Origin of the sequence: Amycolatopsis sp. NPDC102389, assembly GCF_044765885.1 — a bacterium.
GTDB lineage: Bacteria > Actinomycetota > Actinomycetes > Mycobacteriales > Pseudonocardiaceae > Amycolatopsis.
In genome coordinates this window covers 143,344-161,692 of sequence record NZ_JBIWKX010000003.1, presented here as the reverse complement: position 1 = coordinate 161,692, position 18,349 = coordinate 143,344, and the positions used below count along the sequence as shown (strand labels likewise).

13 protein-coding genes are annotated in these 18,349 nt (G+C 70.5%); 9 read left to right on the top strand and 4 right to left on the bottom strand.

The window, feature by feature from the left end; genetic code table 11:
• The first annotated feature begins 3 nt into the window (after nt 1-3).
• From ACIRGA_RS04525 to ACIRGA_RS04515, 3 genes are read left to right on the top strand one after another with little or no spacing between them, the layout of a single operon-like run.
• Nucleotides 4-2,028 (top strand): YrhB domain-containing protein, encoded by a 2,025-nt coding sequence (locus ACIRGA_RS04525; RefSeq protein WP_400936468.1) that lies wholly within the window; start codon nt 4-6, stop codon nt 2,026-2,028.
• Nucleotides 2,029-2,032: 4 nt separating this feature from the next.
• Nucleotides 2,033-3,154 carry an ADP-ribosylglycohydrolase family protein gene (locus ACIRGA_RS04520; protein ID WP_400936466.1) on the top strand — a complete coding sequence of 374 codons (1,122 nt, stop codon included), beginning with the start codon at nt 2,033-2,035 and terminating at the stop codon, nt 3,152-3,154.
• 40 nt (nt 3,155-3,194) lie between these two features.
• Nucleotides 3,195-5,120 (top strand): TNT domain-containing protein, encoded by a 1,926-nt coding sequence (locus ACIRGA_RS04515; protein ID WP_400936464.1) that lies wholly within the window; start codon nt 3,195-3,197, stop codon nt 5,118-5,120.
• 127 nt (nt 5,121-5,247) lie between these two features.
• Here ACIRGA_RS04515 and ACIRGA_RS04510 read toward each other — a convergent pair whose 3' ends face one another.
• The 4 genes from ACIRGA_RS04510 to ACIRGA_RS04495 all read right to left on the bottom strand — a co-directional run bounded on the left by ACIRGA_RS04510 (nt 5,248) and on the right by ACIRGA_RS04495 (nt 9,928).
• Nucleotides 5,248-6,234 carry an LLM class flavin-dependent oxidoreductase gene (locus ACIRGA_RS04510; RefSeq protein WP_400936462.1) on the bottom strand — a complete coding sequence of 329 codons (987 nt, stop codon included), beginning with the start codon at nt 6,232-6,234 and terminating at the stop codon, nt 5,248-5,250.
• Nucleotides 6,235-6,254: 20 nt separating this feature from the next.
• On the bottom strand, nt 6,255-7,106 hold the full coding sequence (locus tag ACIRGA_RS04505) for a class I SAM-dependent methyltransferase (RefSeq protein WP_400936460.1): 852 nt from the start codon (nt 7,104-7,106) through the stop codon (nt 6,255-6,257).
• 16 nt (nt 7,107-7,122) lie between these two features.
• A complete protein-coding gene (locus ACIRGA_RS04500) occupies nt 7,123-8,430 on the bottom strand; it encodes a sensor histidine kinase (protein WP_400936458.1) in 1,308 nt (435 codons plus the stop codon).
• A 79-nt stretch (nt 8,431-8,509) separates the two neighbouring features.
• Entirely contained in the window at nt 8,510-9,928 is a 1,419-nt protein-coding gene (locus ACIRGA_RS04495) for a CCA tRNA nucleotidyltransferase (protein WP_400936456.1), read from the bottom strand.
• 148 nt (nt 9,929-10,076) lie between these two features.
• Here ACIRGA_RS04495 and ACIRGA_RS04490 point away from each other — a divergent pair, with 148 nt between their 5' ends.
• From ACIRGA_RS04490 to ACIRGA_RS04465, 6 genes are all read left to right on the top strand, one after another.
• Entirely contained in the window at nt 10,077-10,601 is a 525-nt protein-coding gene (locus tag ACIRGA_RS04490) for an NUDIX hydrolase (protein ID WP_400936454.1), read from the top strand.
• Nucleotides 10,598-12,739 carry a DUF6049 family protein gene (locus ACIRGA_RS04485; RefSeq protein WP_400936452.1) on the top strand — a complete coding sequence of 714 codons (2,142 nt, stop codon included), beginning with the start codon at nt 10,598-10,600 and terminating at the stop codon, nt 12,737-12,739. The genes ACIRGA_RS04490 and ACIRGA_RS04485 overlap by 4 nt, the downstream gene beginning before the upstream one ends.
• 377 nt (nt 12,740-13,116) lie before the next feature.
• Entirely contained in the window at nt 13,117-15,123 is a 2,007-nt protein-coding gene (gene murJ, locus ACIRGA_RS04480) for a murein biosynthesis integral membrane protein MurJ (protein ID WP_400936802.1), read from the top strand.
• 120 nt (nt 15,124-15,243) lie between these two features.
• Nucleotides 15,244-16,800 carry a protein kinase family protein gene (locus ACIRGA_RS04475; protein ID WP_400936800.1) on the top strand — a complete coding sequence of 519 codons (1,557 nt, stop codon included), beginning with the start codon at nt 15,244-15,246 and terminating at the stop codon, nt 16,798-16,800.
• A 31-nt stretch (nt 16,801-16,831) separates the two neighbouring features.
• Nucleotides 16,832-17,491 (top strand): RNA polymerase sigma factor SigM, encoded by a 660-nt coding sequence (gene sigM, locus ACIRGA_RS04470; RefSeq protein WP_037333997.1) that lies wholly within the window; start codon nt 16,832-16,834, stop codon nt 17,489-17,491.
• The gene (locus ACIRGA_RS04465) at nt 17,488-18,276 is read left to right on the top strand and encodes a hypothetical protein (RefSeq protein ID WP_400936450.1); all 789 of its coding nucleotides are present in this window, start codon (nt 17,488-17,490) and stop codon (nt 18,274-18,276) included. The genes sigM and ACIRGA_RS04465 overlap by 4 nt, the downstream gene beginning before the upstream one ends.
• Nucleotides 18,277-18,349: the final 73 nt, after the last annotated feature.

Below are 18,349 nucleotides of genomic sequence, written 5' to 3'. Positions count from 1 at the left end.
ACGATGAACGAAGAGGAAGCCGTCAGCCGCGTCGAGGAATGGCTGACGGACCGAGGCGGGGAGGGGACCGGCGCGCTGCGGGTCCGCCGCGACTACGTCGTGCGCGCGACCGGCGGCTGGAACGTCACCTACAACACCGTCGGCTGGCTCGACGGCACCGATCCCGGTGCGGGCCTGTTCCCTAGCCCGGTCGCCTTCGTCCCGGACGACGGCGGCGAAATCCGCCTCGACCTGGAGCTCATGGCCGTTTCGGCGGCGGGCGACGATACGGACGCGTTCACTCGGTGGGCGGAAGTCGTCGATCCCGAATTCGATCCGGACGCGGTCCCCGGCTTGCCCGTGCCGAAGGCGGCGATCCTGCGCTGGGAGCAGCACACGCTCTTCGGCGAGCCGACCGGCGCGGTCCGCGCGAACCCTGAGCACCGGCCGGGGCCGCGGTTCGCCGGCCGCCCGGCACCGGAAAGCCCCGTCGAGACGCTTCTCGGCTACCTCCGCGTCGAGTGGATCACGCCGGAGGAGTTCGTCCACTGGATGCTCGACCTCGATGTGCTGGCCCCGGCGAAGGACGGCCACCTGCAGGTGCGCGACTTCGGTGACGCGGGCGCGCGCTTCGTCGTCTACACCTCCGAGGCGCAGGTCCCGTCGGAGTACACGGTGTGGCAGCGGGTCCAGCCCCGCGTGCTCCTGCGCCGGGCCAAGGACACTCCTGGCGTCGGTCTGCTGGTCAACCCCGGCCGCCCGGAGACCTTCCACGTCTACCCGGAGACGCTGCGGCAGGTCGCCGACCTCGACCTCCCGGCGGGTACCGAGCGCCCCGAGTCCGTCGGGCGGCCCGCCTACTTCAGCGGGGAGTACGGCGGCGCCGCCGTCACGAACCTGCGGAGCCTCGTCGACCAGGCGAGGGACAACGGCTATCCCCTGAGCGGCGACGAGCTCACTCGCTACACGCGGGCCGCGACGCTGTCGTTCGAGCGCTCACGGGCGAAGTACGACGGCCGTCCGCTGCCCGAACTGCCCGAAGACCTGTTCGCCAACGGCCTGGTCACGCACTTTTACGACAACGGCGAGCCACGCCCGGCCGCCTGGACGTTCGGGAAGTTCTACGACCCGACGCTCCCTGTCGGCAGCTTCGCGTACCCGCGGCTTCTCGGCGCATACGTCGGCTTCGCACTCGGAGACGCACTCGGCTCGGGCGCCGATCCCGCCGACGGCTTGCCGCTCGGCGGCCTGACCCGGCAGCTGCTGTTCCACACCGAATCGGTGATCCGCGGCCTGGACCCGACTCCGGACAAGCCCGAGATCCCGGCCTCGCTGCCCTCGGGCGGACGGCCGGACGGCTGGGTCGCCAAGGCCACCGCGGCCGCCGGACCGGCGCCCGCCGAATTCTCGGCCATGCTGGCGACCGCGCTCGCCGCGACGGTGACCGGTGGGGTGCAAGGCCCCGCCGACAGCACCTTCTACGCGATGAAGGTGGTCCGCGAACTGGTCGGTTCCGCCGCCGGGCACGAGGTCGTCCACGGCGCCGAACTGCTGGTGAACGTGTTCCGCGCCCAGCTCGCGGCCCGCGACGGCGAGCCCGCGGTCGCGAACTTCCTCGAGGGCTTCGACGAGTACAGCGGCGAGGTCGGCGAGCTGGTCAAGACCGTGCTCGACCTCCGGAACGACGTCGACGGCACTGACGGCGATGACGCGGAGCAGTTCAACAGCATCGGGGACGGCAGGGCGCCGCTTTCGGTGCTCGGCCGGGCCCTGTTCGCCGCCGCCAAACGCGGGTACGACGCCGAAGCGGCACTGGCACTGGCCGCTCGCGGCGGCCCGGTGACCGCCGCGCTGACCGGGGCGATGGTGGGCGCCAGGCTCACCGTGCCCGGGCTGCCGGAGGCCTGGCTCGCCGCGTATCCCGCCCTCGGCGTCATCGACAATCTGGCCGGCGACGCCTATTACTACTTCAACCGCTTCGGCCTGCCCCGCGAACCCGAAGAGCGGCGGCGCTGGGACGCGAAACGGTACCCACGAGGAGATCAGTAGAGCAATGCGCGAGTGGCTTCAACATCCGGCGACCAGGTCGCGGTTGCGCGGCAGCCTGTTCGCCGGGGCGATCGGCGACGCGCTCGGCGCGAAGACCGAGTTCGACTCGATCGACCGCATCCGCGAGATCGCCGGCCCCGCCGGGATCACCGACCTCATCCCCGCGTACGGCGGCGTCGGGCGGATCACCGACGACACCCAGATGACGCTGTTCACCCTCGAAGGCCTGATCAGGGCCCATGCCGCCGCCCGCCGGGAGCAAGGGACCTTTGCTACCGCTGCTACCACGGTCGAGCAGTCGCTCCAGATGGCCTACCAGCGCTGGCTGCACACCCAGGGCGTCTCGTGGGAGCGGGCACGCGGCCCGCAGGACACCAGCACCGAACCGGACGGCTGGCTGATCACGAACCGCGAGCTGTTCAGCCGTCGCGCGCCCGGGCTCACCTGTTTCAGCGAGCTGGAGGCGTACGGCAAGACGGGCGTGCGCGCCGGCATGGACAAACCGGTGAACAACTCGAAGGGCTGCGGCGGGATCATGCGCGCGGCACCGGTCGCGCTGTGGTCGGACGACCTCGCCGAGGTGTTCCGGCTCGGCGCCGAGAGCGCGGCGCTGACGCACGGTCACCCGAGCGGGTATCTCTCGTCGGGTGCCTTCGCGGTGATCGTGCGCGAACTGCTGCTCGGGAAACCGCTGCTCGACGCCGTCGCGACCGCCCGCGGCGAGCTGGAGAAGTACCAGGGGCACGAAGAGCAGAGCGTCGCGCTGGACCAGGCGCTCGCCCTGGCCGGGGAAGGTGTCCCGACGCCGGAGAAGCTCGAAACACTCGGCCAGGGGAACATCGGCGAAACCGCGCTCTCCATGTCGGTTTACGTCGCCTTGGCCACCACGGACCCGAACGTCGCGCTGCTCGCGTCGGTGAACCACAGCGGCGACAGCGACTCGACGGGTTCGGTCTGCGGAAACCTCGTCGGCGCGATGTACGGCGAGGAAGCGCTCAATAAGGACTGGCTCGGGAAGCTGGAGCTGGCCGAGGTCATCGGAGGACTGGCGGACGACGCGCTCGCGGAGTTCGGCGGGAGCGCACCGGGTGACGACCGGTGGTACGCCCGCTATCCGGCCCACTAGATTTACCTCCGGTTTGGGGTACTTGGGGAGGGGACACATAGTGCGTTACCGGGTTCAAGCGGCGGAGCGGCCGGATGGCCTGTACGCCGTCTGGGGGGACACCGTCTTCGCGGCCCAGCGGTCGACCGAAGACGGCACACTGCTGCTCATCGCGCCGCCGGGGGAAGCGGCGCCCGAGGGCTTCGACCGCGACTGGAACGGCCGTCCGGCCAGGGTCGTGCTGAACGGCGAGGCGGGCGCGACCTTCAGCCTGCAGTCGTACGGCCGGTTCGACGACGAGCACTTCCAGATCGCGCCGAACACCGGCGGCGGCGATCTGACGTTGCGCTGGGCGGGCGAGGACGCGGCCCGCGCGGCCGAACTGGGCCTGACGGACTTCTCGACCACGGCCGCGCCGACGCGGCTGACGGCCTTGTGGCAGACCAGGCACGACTTCGTCGAGACGCCGGACGCCCGGCCCGAGGCGGGTACGGGTGACCAGGCCGCGCTGCTGCGCGCCATCGGCCGGACGCTGCTGCGGGTGCTGCCGCCCGGCTGGCAGCGGGTCGGCGCCCAGTTCCGGCAGGTCGGCGACTACGCCGAGCTCGAGGTCCGCTCGGTCGGCGACGAGGGCAACGGCCCGGTGTCGGTGTCGATCGCGGGCCCGCCGGAGCTCGGCTCGCTGTTCGCGCGGCTGCGCGCGGCGATGCACCAGCCCGAGACCGGCACCTGGTTCCAGGGCACGTTCACGCTCGACTCGGAGTCGCATTTCGACTTCGATTTCGACGCCGACCAGGAGCCGACGTGGCGGCTCGCGCCGAACGAAGGCGGGAAGCCGTCTCCGCGCGCGTACGCGACCGAACTCGCGATCTTCCCGCGCGACCCGAAGCACGTCCCGGCCTGGCTTTCGGCCAAGGCGGGGCTCCCGCTGGACGTCGTGTTCCGGCACGCGAAGGTCGTCGACGCGCACAACGAGGGCGAACGACCGGTCGTCAACCGGCCGCCGGTACCGCCGGACCTGATGCGCGGCGTACTCGATTACCTCTTCCGTTCACCCGTGGCGCTGACCCGGCCGGGCCCGCAGCCGGACATCTTCACCCCGAACGGCCCGCCGGACGTGCCGAACGCCTTCCACACCGACGGCGTCTGGATCTGGCCCGCGGCCGTCCCGCACTACCTGCGCAAGTACGGGGTGCCGCCGGAGCCCGAGCTGGTCGAGCACATCCGGGCCGCCGGTTTCCGGCCGCCGCTGGTCGGCGAGCTGGTGCGGGCGACCGCCGAGGCGGAGATCGTCGGCAAGCCTCGGCCGCCGCAGACCGCCGCGGACCTGCCGGACGAAAGCGCCCGCACCCGGGTCGAACGCGACGGCGAGCCCACCCGCGACATCCGGGCCGTCGAGGTGCTGGACGTCCTGTACCAGCGGCTGGCCGAGCACGGCGTGGCGCCGACGGCCTACCGGATCGGCGCGAACGCGGTCCCGGAGCCGGGGCTGTGGACCTTGCGCCGCACCGAAAACGGCTGGGAGGTGTCCCGTCCGCCGTCCGACGAGCCGGTGGCGTTCGCCAAGATCGAGGAGGCGGCGCGGTTCTTCCTCGGCACCCTGCTGCTGTATCCGGCACGGGCCGCGGCGGGCGCGAGCGAGGAGGCCGACAACCCGGCCGACTGGCCGATCCTGCCGCTGCGGGGCGAGCCGCCGCTGAACTTCTTCCGCCGCAAGCGGATCGTCGTCCTGCCGGCGGGCACCACGGTGCAGCGGTTCGGGAACGAGACCGGCAACCTCGTGCACGCCGAATCGGCGCGGTTCATCGAGACGTCGCTCGCCGCGGACCGCGAACGGGAGCGCCGTCTCTACCGTGTCCTGCGGCCGCTGCGCGTGGTCACCGGGATTACCGCGCCGTGGAACGGGACGCCGGGCGGGGCCGTGGCGTACGTGCTGCCGCGGCCGATCGCCCAGCATCTCGAAACCGGCGCACTTTCCCGCGTCTGACCACGCCGCTGCGGGCGGACCGGCGCTTGACCAGGGCCGAAGGCTCCTTTCACCGCATTAGACGCGGCGAAGGGAGCCTTCATCCCACCATCCGCCCGTCCGAGCACGCCACATTTAACTGCCCCAGTCAGAAGGACTTCGCGACCAGCTCGTAGGACCGGGCCCGCGCCGCCGCGTCGTACACCGGTGCCGTCAGCATCAGCTCGTCGGCACCGGTGGCCGCGGCGAGATCCTTCAGCGACCACACGACCTTCTCCGGTCCGCCGTGTGCCTGCGCGGCGACGAACTGCGCGATCAGGTCCTTCGATTCCGGGGTGAACTCGTGCGCGGCGGCCTGCTCCCTGGTCGGGAAGGCGAGGTCGCCGCCCTCGCCGTTGAGCAGGTACGACTTGATCACCGCGCACGGGCCCGCGACGTAGGCCGCTTCGGCGTCGGTGTCCGCGCAGATGGTCTCGACGCAGAGGATCACGTACGGCTCTTCGCGCCACTGGGACGGCTTGAAGTTCTCGCGATAGGTCTGCAAGACCTCGCCCGTGTTCTGCGGGCGGATGTGGTGCGCGACCGCGATCGGCAGACCGAGTTCCGCGGCGAGAAGAGCACCGGCCGCGCTGGAGCACAACAGCCACGGCTCCGGCGTGGCCACCTCGCCGGGCAGCACCCGGATCCCGGTCTCCCCGGCCAGATGCCGCAGCAACTCGGCGACATCGGCGCGATATTCGTCGTCCGTCGCCGGATCCGCGCCCCGTCGCAACGCGCGGACGATCTTCTCGTCGAAGGTCCCGGGGCCACGCCCGACGCCGAGGTCGATGCGGCCGGGGTGCAGCGCCGAAAGCGTCGCGAACTGCTCGGCGATCGCGAGCGGGGCGTGGTTCGGCGCCATCACCCCGCCGGAACCGACCCGGATCGACGACGTCACCGCGGCGAGATGCGCGGCCAGCACCGGCGGCGAGGACGTCGCGATGGCGGGCGAGCCGTGATGCTCCGCGATCCAGACGCGGTGATACCCCAGTTCCTCCAGTTTCGCGGCGACGACCGCTGTCGACGCGAGTACTTCGGTGGCCGCGCGGCCCTCCTCGACGATGGCGAGTTCGAGCGCGGAAAGCAGGATCCCCATGGCCCCCAACGTAACCGAATTCAGGACGCGGTGATCAGCACCGCGGGAGACCACCAATAGTCGGCGAGCGGCTCGATCCGGATGCCGGTGAAACCCGCCTCCTTCAGCTGCGAAGCCCAATCGGTGGCGGGCTGCTCCCAGTTCGTCCGGCCCGTCCCCGGTTCGACCAGGCCGAGCAGGACCGGCAGCAGGAACCCCTGCGCCACCAGCGACGCGTCCTTGCCGTACTCCGCGATCCCGCGTTCGTAGCGTGTGGCCAGGGAAAGCAGGTACTCGGCGGAGTCTTCGTCGTACTCGGGCACGTCGAATTCGGCCAGCACCAGACAGGAGGTGCGGGGCCGGAGCGCCCGCAGGACCTCGGTGCGCTCCGCGGTCGGGATCGACTGGAGCGCGAAGGTCGACTGCGTCAGCTGCCACTGCCTGTCGTCTTCGCGGGCGAGGAACTCCTGCGCCGTGGCGTCCCAGGTGTGCAGGCCGTGGGTGCCGTCGAGATGTTTCCGCGTTTCCGCGAGCAACGCGCTCGACGGCTCGACCAGATCGATCCGGCCGGGCTGCCGGTCCGCCTGTTCGAGGGCGGGGACGACGGCGAGCCCGTCACCGCAGCCGAGGTCGAGCAGGGAACCGACGCTGCCGTAGCGCCGGGCGAGCATGGCGCTGAGCTGCCGGTAGAGCTTGACGTTCCCGCCGCCGCGGATGAACGCCGTGAACGCGGCGGGCCGGTCGTAGACCGCACCGCCGCCACCTTCGGTCAGGTATCGGTGCAGTTCGATGCCGAGCGTGGATCCGGCCCGCTCGGCGAGGTCCGCTGCCTCGGCCCGGTCACCGTCGCGGTACGCGGTGAGCGCTCGGGCCAGGACGTCCGTTTTCTTCATGTTCTCCTGTTTACCGTCAGAAAGGCACCCAAAGGGTGACTCTGGTGCCATTGCCCGGAGCCGACTCCACCCGCGCGGTCCCGCCGACCTCGTTCAGGCGGGCGGTGATGGACTCGCTGATCCCGAAACCGGCGGGCCGGGTGTCGAGGCTGAACCCGGCGCCGTGATCACGCGTGATCACCGCGACGCCGCCTTCCTGCTCCTCTACCCGCACGACGACCTTGTCGGTCCCGGCGTGCTTGAGGGTGTTGCGCAGCGACTCGCGGACGGCGTCGCGGATGGCGATCTGCCGGACCTCGGAAAGCGTGTCGTCGTCGAGTTCGGCGATCACGAGCTGGGCGCGCAGACCGTCCCGCGCCATCTCCGCCGCCAGCGACGCGAGCTTCTCGCCCAGCGGCCGCGAACCGGCCTCCGACCGTTCCGAAGCCTCGTTCTCGATCGTCCGCCGTAGTTCCATCGACTGCGCCCGCGCCAGCCGCTGCACCTCGGCGAGACGCGCGCCCGGGTCGCCCTTGTTGGCCAGCGCGATCGCTTCGAGGGTCTGCAGCACGGAGTCGTGCAGCATCCGGTGCTGACGGGCACGTTCGGCGATCCGGCCGTTGCGGATGCCGTACGCGAGGGCGAGCCGCGTGCCGAGCCCGATCAGCACGAGTGCGCCGCTCGCGGTGAAGAGGACGCCGAGGATCGAGGGGAAGGTGGCCATGGCGTCGCCGGGCGCGGCGTGACCGGTGCCGAACAGGGACGCCAGCATCCGCACCGGGAAGCTGACGACGGCGAGCGCCGCGGCGGCGGGCATGCCGAGCGCCAGCGCCAGCAGCGCGACCTCGCCGAGCAGGTGCTTGCCGGGCACCGCCATCGCCTCGGTGAAGACCGAAGCCGGCACCAGCGCGCCGACGGCCAGCGGCGCGAGCAGGGTGAACACGAGGTCGATCGCCAGCAGCCGGGCGGCGTGCTGCGGGCGGAACGGCGCCGAGCGCAGCATCCACCGGATCCCGTACAGCGACAGCCCGACCGAGCCGAGCGCCACCAGCCCGACCGGGCCGATGCCGATCATGCCGTGGGTGGAGACGTAGACGCCGAAAGCGCCTGGCACCGCGAAGAGCCGGTAGACCAGCGGGACGAGCGCGACGTAGCGCGCGGCCCTGAGCAGCAGGTTGTCGCGATGAGCCGTGTCGATGGGACCGGACATCTGCTGGATGCGGCGGAGCGCGCGCATCGGTGTCGGGTCGCCGACCTCGTCCGATAGCTCGCTCGTCGCCGTCGCCAGCGCGGGCGCGCCACGACGCAGCAACGTCACCAGAAAACTGGGCGGCCGCTTCGCCATGGACTTTCCCCCTGCCCGGAGCACCGGCAGGAGTATCTCCGGTTACGCCGCGTGGATCCAGAGACCAACGGGGTTTATCTCAGCCTATGCCGTTCTCCGCGGCCCATTTCTTCAGCTCGGCCACCGCCTCGTCGTGCTCCAGCGGACCGCGGTCGAGGCGCAGTTCCTTCAGGTGCTTCCACGCCTTGCCGACGTCCGGCCCCGGCTTGAGCCCGAGGATCCGCATGATCTCCTCGCCGTTGAGGTCCGGCCGGACCCGGTCGAGATCCTCCTGCGCCTGGATCGCTTCGATCCGCCGCTCGAGGTCGTCGTAGGTCGCCTGCAGCGCGGCCGCCTTCTTGCGGTTGCGCGTGGTGCAGTCGGCGCGCACCAGCTTGTGCAGCCGAGGCAGCAGGTCGCCGGCGTCGGTGACGTAGCGCCGCACCGCCGAATCCGTCCATTCGCCCTTGCCGTAGCCGTGGAACCGCAGGTGGAGGAACACGAGCTGGCTGACGTCCTGGACGATCTCCTTCGAGAACTTCAGCGCCCGCAAACGTTTGCGGGCCATCTTCGCGCCGACGACCTCGTGGTGGTGGAAGCTCACGCCGCCACCGGGCTGGAACTCGCGCGTCGCGGGCTTGCCGACGTCGTGCAGGAGCGCCGCGAGCCGCAGGATCAGATCCGGCTCCGACGTCGGCTCGTGCGTCTTCTCCAGGTCGATCGCCTGCGCGAGCACGGTCAGCGAGTGCTGGTAGACGTCCTTGTGCTGGTGGTGCTCGTCGATCGCCAGCCGCATCCCCGGCACCTCGGGGAGCACCCGATCGGCGAGGCGCGTGTCGACCAGCAGCTCGATACCGGGCCGGGGGTCGTCCGCCAGCAGCAGCTTCGACAGCTCGGCCTGCACGCGCTCGGCGGTGATCCGGTCGATCTCCTCGGCCATCGACGACATCGCGTCGACCACCCGCGGCGCCGCGGTGAACCCGAGCTGCGCGGAGAACCGCGCGGCCCGCAGCATGCGCAGCGGGTCGTCGGCGAACGACTCCTGCGGCGTCGCGGGCGTGTCGAGGACCTTGTCCTGCAGTGCCTGGAGGCCGTCGTACGGATCGACGAACGACTTGTTCGCGAGGTCGATCGCCATCGCGTTGACCGTGAAGTCGCGGCGGAGCAGATCTCCCTCGATGCTGTCGCCGAAGGTGACCTCGGGGTTGCGGCCGACGCGGTCGTAGCTGTCGGCGCGGAACGTGGTGATCTCCAGGGTCATGCCCTGTTTGGTCACGCCGACGGTGCCGAACGCGATGCCGACGTCCCACACCGCGTCGCCCCAGGCGCTGACGATCTTGAGCACCTGGTCCGGCCGGGCGTCGGTGGTGAAGTCGAGGTCGTTCGACAGCCTGCGGAGCATCATGTCGCGGACGCTGCCGCCGACCAGGTACAGGCTGTGCCCCGCCTTCGCGAAGAGCTTCGCGAGCTCGTCCGCCAGCGGGGAAATGCGCATCAGCTCTGTCACAGCGTTCTGCATCGCAGTGCTCTTCCCCGCAATCGCCTGCCCGGCGACCACCTTGTTCACGACAATCCCACCACGATTTGGATGTACTTACTACGGCCGGGCCCAACACGGGCACGGAGAGCCAGCGTACCTGTACCGCCGTTTGCTCTAGCATCGCAGCATGTCTGGATCAGCCGGCCGCTCCGGCGCTTCGAAGCCGGGCCGCCGGCGGAGGCGCAGGCGGGGGCGGCGGCTGACCACGGTCGACGAAACCTCGGCCGGTGGACTCGTCGTCGACGCCGAACGGGCGAACGCCGCGCTGATCGGGCGGCTCGACCGGCACGGCAGACTGCTGTGGTCGCTGCCGAAGGGCCACATCGAGGACGGTGAAACGGTGGAGCAGACAGCTGTGCGTGAGGTGAAGGAGGAGACGGGCATCTCCGCGCAGGTCCTGCAGCCCCTCGGCACCATCGACTACTGGTTCGTGGCCGAACGGCGGCGCGTGCACAAGACGGTGCACCATTTCATCCTGGAATCCACCGGCGGCGAACTTTCGGACGAGGATGTCGAGGTGACCGAGGTCGCCTGGGTCCCGCTCGCCGAGCTGGAGACCAAACTCGCCTACTCCGACGAACGCAAGCTCGTCCGGAAGGCCAAAGAACTCTTCGCGCAGCAACAGCACACCGCCGAGGGAGCACCTGAGTGAAGCGGCTTGCCGCCACTGTCCTGTCGATCCTGTTCCTGGCCTTCTCCGCGTTGCCCGTCGCGGTCGCGCAGGCCCAGGAACAGCCCCGGCTGCGCGTGGACCTCGACCAGCTGAACCCCCGCGTGATCACCTCGACGTCGGCCTCGCTCACCGTCACCGGCCGCGTCACCAACATCGGCGACCGGCGAATCAGCAAACTGGGCGTCCGGCTGCAGCTGGGCACGCGCCTGCAGACCGAGCAGCAGATCGGCGACGTCCTCGCCGGTGACAAGTTCAAGGATCTCGCGGCGACCGAGTTCGTCGACCTCGAACCGGACGGGCTGGAGCCGGGGCAGAGCGGCGCGCTGAACCTGTCCGTCCCGCTCGGCCAGTCCTCGAAGCTGCAGTTCCCGAAGGTCGGCGTGTACCCGCTGCTGGTCAACGTCAACGGCACCCCGGATTTCGGCGGCCCGGAGCGGCTGGCGGCGGTCACCCTGCTGATGCCGGTGCTCGGCGTCCCCGGCAAGGCTCCGGCGTCGCGCCCACCGACGGCGCCGTCCACCAGCCTGCTGTGGCCGATCGCGAACAGCGCCGTGCACGTCGTCTCCGCCCCGCTCGGCGGCCCGCTGACCCTCGCCGACGAGCGGCTGGCCGATGAGCTGGCCGCCGGCGGACGGCTGGACTCGCTGGTCGAGGCGGCGCGCGCGGCCGAGGCCGACACGAAGGTCTCGTCGTCGTTGTGCCTGGCCATCGACCCCGACCTGGTCGCGACCGTCGACGCGATGACCCGCGGCTATCAGGTCGCGGGCGGCGCTCCCGGCAAGGGCGTCGAGACCGCGAAGAACTGGCTCGGCAGGCTGAAGGCACTGGTCGCGGGCCGGTGCGTGGTCACCGTCCCGTTCGCCGACGCCGACCTCACCGCGTTGACGAAGGTCCGCGCGGGCGACGCCACCGACACCGCGCTCCTGGCGAGCGCGCTCGGCGGCGCGGGGACGATCAAGAACGTGCTCGGCATCCAACCGCAGGACGGGGTGGTCTGGCCGGGCGGCGCCCTCGACGCGCAGACCGTCGAAGCGATCGGCAAGGCGGGCGTCAAGACCCTGCTGACCGATTCGGGCAAGCTCCAGTCCGGCTCGCCGCTTTCGGGCGGCGTGTCGATCGAGGGAACGGACCTGCGCGCGCAGCCGATCGACGCGCTGATCTCGTCCGCGCTGAACGGCTCGGGCTCCACCCAGAACGGGCTCGGCGCCATCGCCTTCCGGGCCGGGCTCGGCGGGCAGCCCGACGCACCGGCGCGCTCGCGGCTGCTGATCGCTCCGCCGCGGCACTGGGCCGCCACCGGTACGGAACTCACCACGTTCCTGGGGCGGATGGGCGACTTCTACACCGCCGGCCTGATCAAACCCGCGCCGTTGCCCGACCAGCTCGCCGACGGCCCGTCCGGGACGGCGTCGGTCAACTACGACCCGCAGGATCTGACGGCCGCGACCAGCGGCGACGTCACCGCGAAGATGTCCCAGATCGACAACGAGACGCTGGGCCTGTCGTCGGCGATGACGATGGATGCCACCAAACGGGTGAATCCGGCCGACGTGATCGCCCCGGTCCGGCTCGCCCTCATCCGGGCCGCGTCGACCTCGTGGCGTGGCGCGGACGCCGCGATCGTCACCGGCAACGCCCGCGGCGACCTCGAGGCGATCCGCGGCCAGGTGACCGTGGAGCGGCCGAAGCAGACGATCGCGCTGGCCTCCGGCGCGTCCCCCCTGCCCGCGTACATCACCAACGGCCTTCCGGTCGGCATCAACGTCCGCACCGTGCTGAAGAACAACGTGGGCCTGCGCCCCACCGAAGCGGTCCCGGAGCGGACCGTCCCGGCGAACGGCGCCATCAACCAGCTGCTCCCGGTGGAGGCGCTGCGAGCGGGCCGGTTCAGCGTCGACGTGGCCCTGACCACGCCGGACGGGACCCCGCTCGGCACCGACGCGCGGTTCGAGCTGACCTCCACCGAATACGGCGCGATCACCATCATCATCACCATCACCGCGGCGGGTGCGCTGCTGCTCCTGTCGTCGCGCCGGATCTACCGGAGGATCAAGGACTCCCGGGCCGATCGGGCGAACGAATCCGCCCCACGTGTGACCGAGGACGCACAGGTTTAAGTGTTTCCGGCCGTTCCCGATTACCCTGGGTCGAACGATGCCGCTGGGCATCACGTAGTCGAGCACCGAGGATTGGGCGCACGTTGGAAAGAGAGCCGGGTGTACCGCCCGAGCGTGCAGGCCGTCCCCGGCGCGAAGGTACTCCGCCACCGCCCCGCCGTACCGACGGACCGGCACGCCGTCCGGAGCGTCGCCAGCCGCCCCCGCAGCAGCCCCCGCCCGAACGCGGTGAGCGCCCGCGGCGGGCCGTGCCGCCGCCTCCCCAGCAGCCGCCGCCGGACGGCCGCCGCCAGCGGGTGGCCGGCCGTCCCGACGACGAGACTCGGCGGCTGAGGCCACCGCAGACTCCGCCGCCGAACCAGGCACCGCCGCGGAAAATGCCCCCTGGGCAGGGGACGCCGCCTCCGCCGACCCGGCGTCAGCCGGTCCCGCCGCCGGCGGGGCCCCCGCTGCCGCAGCCGTCGCAGAACCCGGCGCCGCGCCGCCCGGCAGCACCCCAGCCGTCCCAGCCGCCGCAGGCCCTCCATCAGACACCGCCGCCGCCGCATCGCGGGCGCCGTCAGCCGCCGCCGGTCCGCCCGTGGCAGGTCGACCGGCGCGACGAACCCGACGCCACGCGGTTCATCCCGCGCACGCCCGGCGTGCCGATGGGCTCGCGCTGGCCGGTCGCCGACCCCGACGTCCTCCGCCCGTACGACCAGCTCGCCACGCAGGTCATGCCGGCGATCAAGGACGCGCCGCTGGTCAAACCGCGGCCGGGGGAGACGGGCGAGCAGGATGTCGCCGCTCCGGCGAAGGCGCCGTCGATCGCGAAGTCCAGCGGCCGGATGGCGATCGCCTCGCTCATCAGCCGCATCACCGGCTTCGCGTGGAAGCTGCTGCTGGTCGCGGCCATCGGCGCCCAGGTGGAGAACGACTCGTTCAACGTCGCCAACACGATGCCGAACATCATCTTCGAGCTGCTGATGGGCGGTGTGCTGTCCAGCCTCGTGGTGCCGCTGCTCGTGCGGTCGCAGGACGACAAGGACGGCGGCGAGGCGTATACCCAGCGGCTGGTCACGGTGGCGGGCACACTGCTCGTGGTCGGGACGACGGTCGCGGTCTTCGCGGCGCCGCTGATCACCAAGCTCTACGTCGACGACAAGGGCCAGGCGAATCCCGAGCTGGTCACCGCGTTCGCGTACCTGCTGCTGCCACAGATCTTCTTCTACGGCGTGTTCGCGCTGCTCTCGGCGGTGCTGAACGCGAAGAACATCTTCGGCCCGACGGCGTGGGCGCCGGTGATCAACAACCTCGTCGTCATCTTCACGATCCTCGTCGTGTGGATCATGCCAGGGAACATCTCCACCGATCCGGTGTCGATCACCGACCCGAAGGTGCTGACCCTGGGCATCGGCGTGACCTCGGGCATCGTGGCGCAGTCGATCCTGCTGATCCCGCCGCTGCTGCGGTCCGGGTTCAAGTTCAAATGGCGCTGGGGCATCGACAAGCGCATGAAGGAGTTCGGCGGGCTCGCGCTGTGGACCGTCGGCTACGTCGCGGTCAGCCAGGTCGGCTACACGATCACGACCCGCGTGCTGACCAGCGGTTCGCAGGGCGGTGTGACCGCGTACAGCAACGCGTGGCTGCTCTTCCAGCTGCCGTACGGCGTCATCGGCGTGTCGCTGCTGACCGCGATCATGCCGCGGATGAGCCGCGCGGCCGCCGACGGCGACCACAAGAAGCTGATCGGCGACCTTTCCTACGCCTCCCGCATCTCGACGGTGATGCTGGTGCCGATTTCCGCGGTGATGACCGTGGTGGGCGGTTCGGTCGGTATCGCCCTGTTCACCCTGGGCAAGGGCACGGTCGAGGACGCGTCGCGCATGGGTGAGGCACTGGCCATCTCCGCGTTCGCGCTGCTGCCGTACGCGCTGGTCATGCTCCAGATGCGGGTGTTCTACGCAATGAAGGACGCGCGGACGCCGGTGCTGATCATGATCGTGATGACCGTGGTCAAGGTGCCGCTGCTCTACCTGTGCCCCGCGTTGCTGTCGCCGGACAACATCGTGCTCGGCGTGATGATGGTCAACGGCCTCACGTTCGTCGTCGGCGCGATCCTCGGTCAGGTGTGGCTGTGGGTGACCCTCGGGAACCTCCGGAGCAAGCGGGTTCTCGGAGTGATCCTCTTCACGGTCGTCGCGAGTGTGCTCGGGGTCGGCGCGGCATGGCTCGCCGGGCAGATCGTGCCTGACTCGTTCGGGCCTACTTTCCATGCCTGGGTGAAACTTCTGCTCCAGACGGTGGTCGGGATCGCGGTGTCGTTCGGCGTGCTCATGGCCTTGAAGGTCGAGGAATTGCAGCCCGCCACGGCGAGGATCACCCGGTTGATCAAGCGCGGATAACGATTCACGTACGGATGGCGCGCGTTCACGGGTCGTATTCTGGGTACCCTCGGGGCGGGAGCTACGCGGGAGAGTGCGGTGGATACGAGACGGAGCGAACAGGCAGGGGAGGCGAGCCAGGTGGGCATCCGGGCCCAAGGCGGGTCGCTGGCCCCTGGCCGGGTCGTCGGTGACGGCCGGTATCGCCTGCTCGCACAGTTCGGGGTGGACGAGCGGGCAGCCGCGCATCTTTGGCGTGCCCGCGACGGGCAGCTGAAGCGGGACGTGGCGCTGACGCTGCTGGTCGGCGACCCCGCGGACGCGGAAGCCGCCCGGCTCGCGCGCCGGACGCTGGAGCGTGCCGCGCACGCCTCGAAGTTCGGCCACGGCGGGGTCGCGCGCGTCCTCGACGTGCTCAGTCTCGGCAGCGGCGTCACCTCGAGCGAAGGTCTGCTCGGTGTCGTCGTGGCGGAATGGACCAAGGGCAGCGACCTGGTCGACCTCGTGGCGCAGCGCCCGGTGGCGCCCGCCGCGGCGGCCCGGATGGTGCAGGCGCTGGCGGAAGCCGTCGATCACGCCCACCAGAACGGTCTCGTCCTCGGCCTCGACCACCCGCAGCGCCTGCGGCTCACCCCGGACGGCGCGCTGAAGCTCGCCTTCCCGGGCCCGTTGCCCGAAGCGACCCTTCGCGACGACGTCAAAGCACTCGGCGCCGTCCTGTACCTGCTGCTGACCGGCCGTTGGGCCCTTCCCGGCGGTCCGGCCGCGATCCCGGCGGCGCCGCACGCGCCGACCGGGCGCGTCATCCCGCCGCGTTCACTGGTCCCGACGGTCCCGGTCGAGCTGTCCTCGCTCGCCGTCCGCACCATCGAGGACGGCGGTCACGGCGGCATCCGCACCAGCGCGGCCATCCTGCGCGTGCTGGACCAAGTGGCCGAGGCCGAAGAGCGCACCCAGCTGATCAAGGCTGTCGGCGAGGAAGAGGCCGTCGCCGAATCTGACGGCACGGTCTGGACGACGAAGAAACCGGTCAAGGACGTCGCGCGGCGCAAGAAGCTGGCGTTCGGCGTGACCGTGCTGGTCGTCGCGACCGTGGTCATCCTCGCCTGGGGCGGGATGATGCTGATCAACCTGTTCCAGGGCGAGTCGAAGTCCAGCGGCCCGAAGATGAACGTCGCGGCGTCGTCTTCGCAGGTCGTGCCGCCGTCGGGTGAGCAGCCGCCGCCCGCGCAGAACCCGCCGCCCCCCGCGGTGGGTGCCGCGGTGAAACCGTCGGCCGTGGCCGTCTACAACCCGGGCAGCAAGGGCGACAGCCCCGGCAAGGCCAGGAACGCCACCGACGGTGACGCGGTCACCTCGTGGAAGACCGACCAGTACGACGAGCAGTTCCCCGTGCTCAAGGACGGCGTCGGCCTGGTCGTGACCTTCAAGGACCCGATCAACCTCAGCCAGATCAAGATCGACGCGGCGAGTGCCGGTTCGAAGGTCGAGATCCGCTCCGCCGACAAGAAGAACCCGAAACTCGACGAGACGAAGGTCGTCGGGAGCGGGGACCTCGCGGCGGGCGAATCGACCATCGCGTTGCAGCAGCCGCAGCAGGGTCAGTACTTCATCATCTGGATCACTCAGCTGGGTGAAGATGACAAAGGAAAGTTCATCACCGAACTCAAAGAGCTGACCTTCCTGCCTGCGGGGTGACGTCAGGCACCGGGTCAGTAGGCTCTCCCGGGTGACAGCTGCAGCTCCCACGGACGCGGATCTCATAGCGGCGCATGCCGCTGGAGACCCGCACGCGTTCAGTGAACTGGTCCAGCGACATCGAGACCGCATGTGGGCGGTAGCCCTGCGCACCTTGCGGGATCCGGAAGAAGCCGCGGACGCCCTGCAGGACGCCTTCATCTCCGCGTTCCGAGCAGCGGGCAATTTCAGAGCCGAATCGCAGGTCACGACGTGGTTGCACCGCATCGTCGTGAACGCGTGCCTCGACCGCATCCGGCGGGGCAAGGCCAGACCGACCGTTCCGCTGCCCGAGACCGGGCAGTTCAACGAGCCCGCCTCGCCGCGCGACTCGATGTCGGAACGCGAGACGAGCCTGGTCGTCAAGGAAGCCCTCGACCAGCTCCCCGAAGAACAGCGTGCCCCGATCGTGTTGGTCGACGTCGAGGGCTACTCCGTCGCCGAGACGGCGAAGATGCTCGGCATCGCCGAAGGCACGGTCAAGAGCCGGTGTGCCCGAGGTCGCGGAAAGCTCGCGAAGGTTCTCGGACATCTACGGAACCCCGATGCTATTGCGAACGTCCCAACTCACGAAAGCAAACGAGAGCGCGCTACCCCGCAACGGGGTGCCAGGCGTCCTCAGGGCACGCCGGGTGACGGGGAGGGACGATGACAGACGAGAGCAGGGGGATCGGTGGGACCGTCGGTCCGCCGTGGTCTGTCGATGTGCTCGCCGACCTGCACGCAGGTGTGCTGGGCGAGCGTGAGGCGGCCGAACTGTGGCCGTTGGTGAACGCCGACCCCGAAGCACTGGCGATCATCGAAGCACTGGAAGCGACCACGGCCGACCTCGCGGACCTCGCGAACGAGCCGGTCGCGCCGATGCCGGCGGAATACGCGGCACGGATCGACGCCGCGCTGGCCGCCGAAATGCGGGTGTCGCCTGCGTTTCAAGGCGCATCTGAAAGGTCGCGGGAACAGGTCGCCCCGGTGGTGGACCTCGCGGCCGCACGGCGGCGGCGGAACAAGCGGATCGGCTGGGGCGCCGGGATAGCGACCGTGGCCGCCGCGGCCATCGCCGCCGTCGCGATCGTCGTGCCCACCACTCAGCAGTCGACGCCGGGCGGCGTCGCACAGCCCCCGCCGCCCGCCCCCTCGGGCCCCTCGGTCGGCGGAGACGGCGGCGGGGCCGAAGCCCTCGTCGGCAAGGCGATCGGCGTCCGCGACTTCGGCTCGCTGAAGACCGAAGAACGCCTCGATGCCTGTGTCGCCGCGGCCGGAATGGACCCCGACGTACGGCCGGAGGGCATCGGGCCGGTGAACGTCGCGGGCAAGGACGGAGTCATGGTGATCTACACCACGGGCAAACTCGCCCAGTTCCGCATCGTCGCCTTCGGTGCCGATTGCGGCCCCGGCAACCCGGCGATCCTCTTCGACAAAATCATCGGACAGAAGTAGCCGACCGAAACCTCACTGGTCCCTCGCTCCCCACCAGCCCCAATACGGGGGGAGCGAGGGACCTTTGCTACCA

Excerpts from the sequence above, each read along its gene's own strand:
- ACIRGA_RS04525 (WP_400936468.1), top strand. The coding sequence starts at position 4 with ATGAACGAAGAGGAAGCCGTCAGCCGCGTCGAGGAATGGCTGACGGAC.
- ACIRGA_RS04520 (WP_400936466.1), top strand. The coding sequence starts at position 2,033 with ATGCGCGAGTGGCTTCAACATCCGGCGACCAGGTCGCGGTTGCGCGGC.
- ACIRGA_RS04510 (WP_400936462.1), bottom strand. The coding sequence starts at position 6,234 with ATGGGGATCCTGCTTTCCGCGCTCGAACTCGCCATCGTCGAGGAGGGC.
- ACIRGA_RS04505 (WP_400936460.1), bottom strand. The coding sequence starts at position 7,106 with ATGAAGAAAACGGACGTCCTGGCCCGAGCGCTCACCGCGTACCGCGAC.
- ACIRGA_RS04500 (WP_400936458.1), bottom strand. The coding sequence starts at position 8,430 with ATGGCGAAGCGGCCGCCCAGTTTTCTGGTGACGTTGCTGCGTCGTGGC.
- ACIRGA_RS04495 (WP_400936456.1), bottom strand. The coding sequence starts at position 9,928 with ATGCAGAACGCTGTGACAGAGCTGATGCGCATTTCCCCGCTGGCGGAC.
- ACIRGA_RS04490 (WP_400936454.1), top strand. The coding sequence starts at position 10,077 with ATGTCTGGATCAGCCGGCCGCTCCGGCGCTTCGAAGCCGGGCCGCCGG.
- murJ (WP_400936802.1), top strand. The coding sequence starts at position 13,117 with ATGCCCCCTGGGCAGGGGACGCCGCCTCCGCCGACCCGGCGTCAGCCG.
- ACIRGA_RS04465 (WP_400936450.1), top strand. The coding sequence starts at position 17,488 with ATGACAGACGAGAGCAGGGGGATCGGTGGGACCGTCGGTCCGCCGTGG.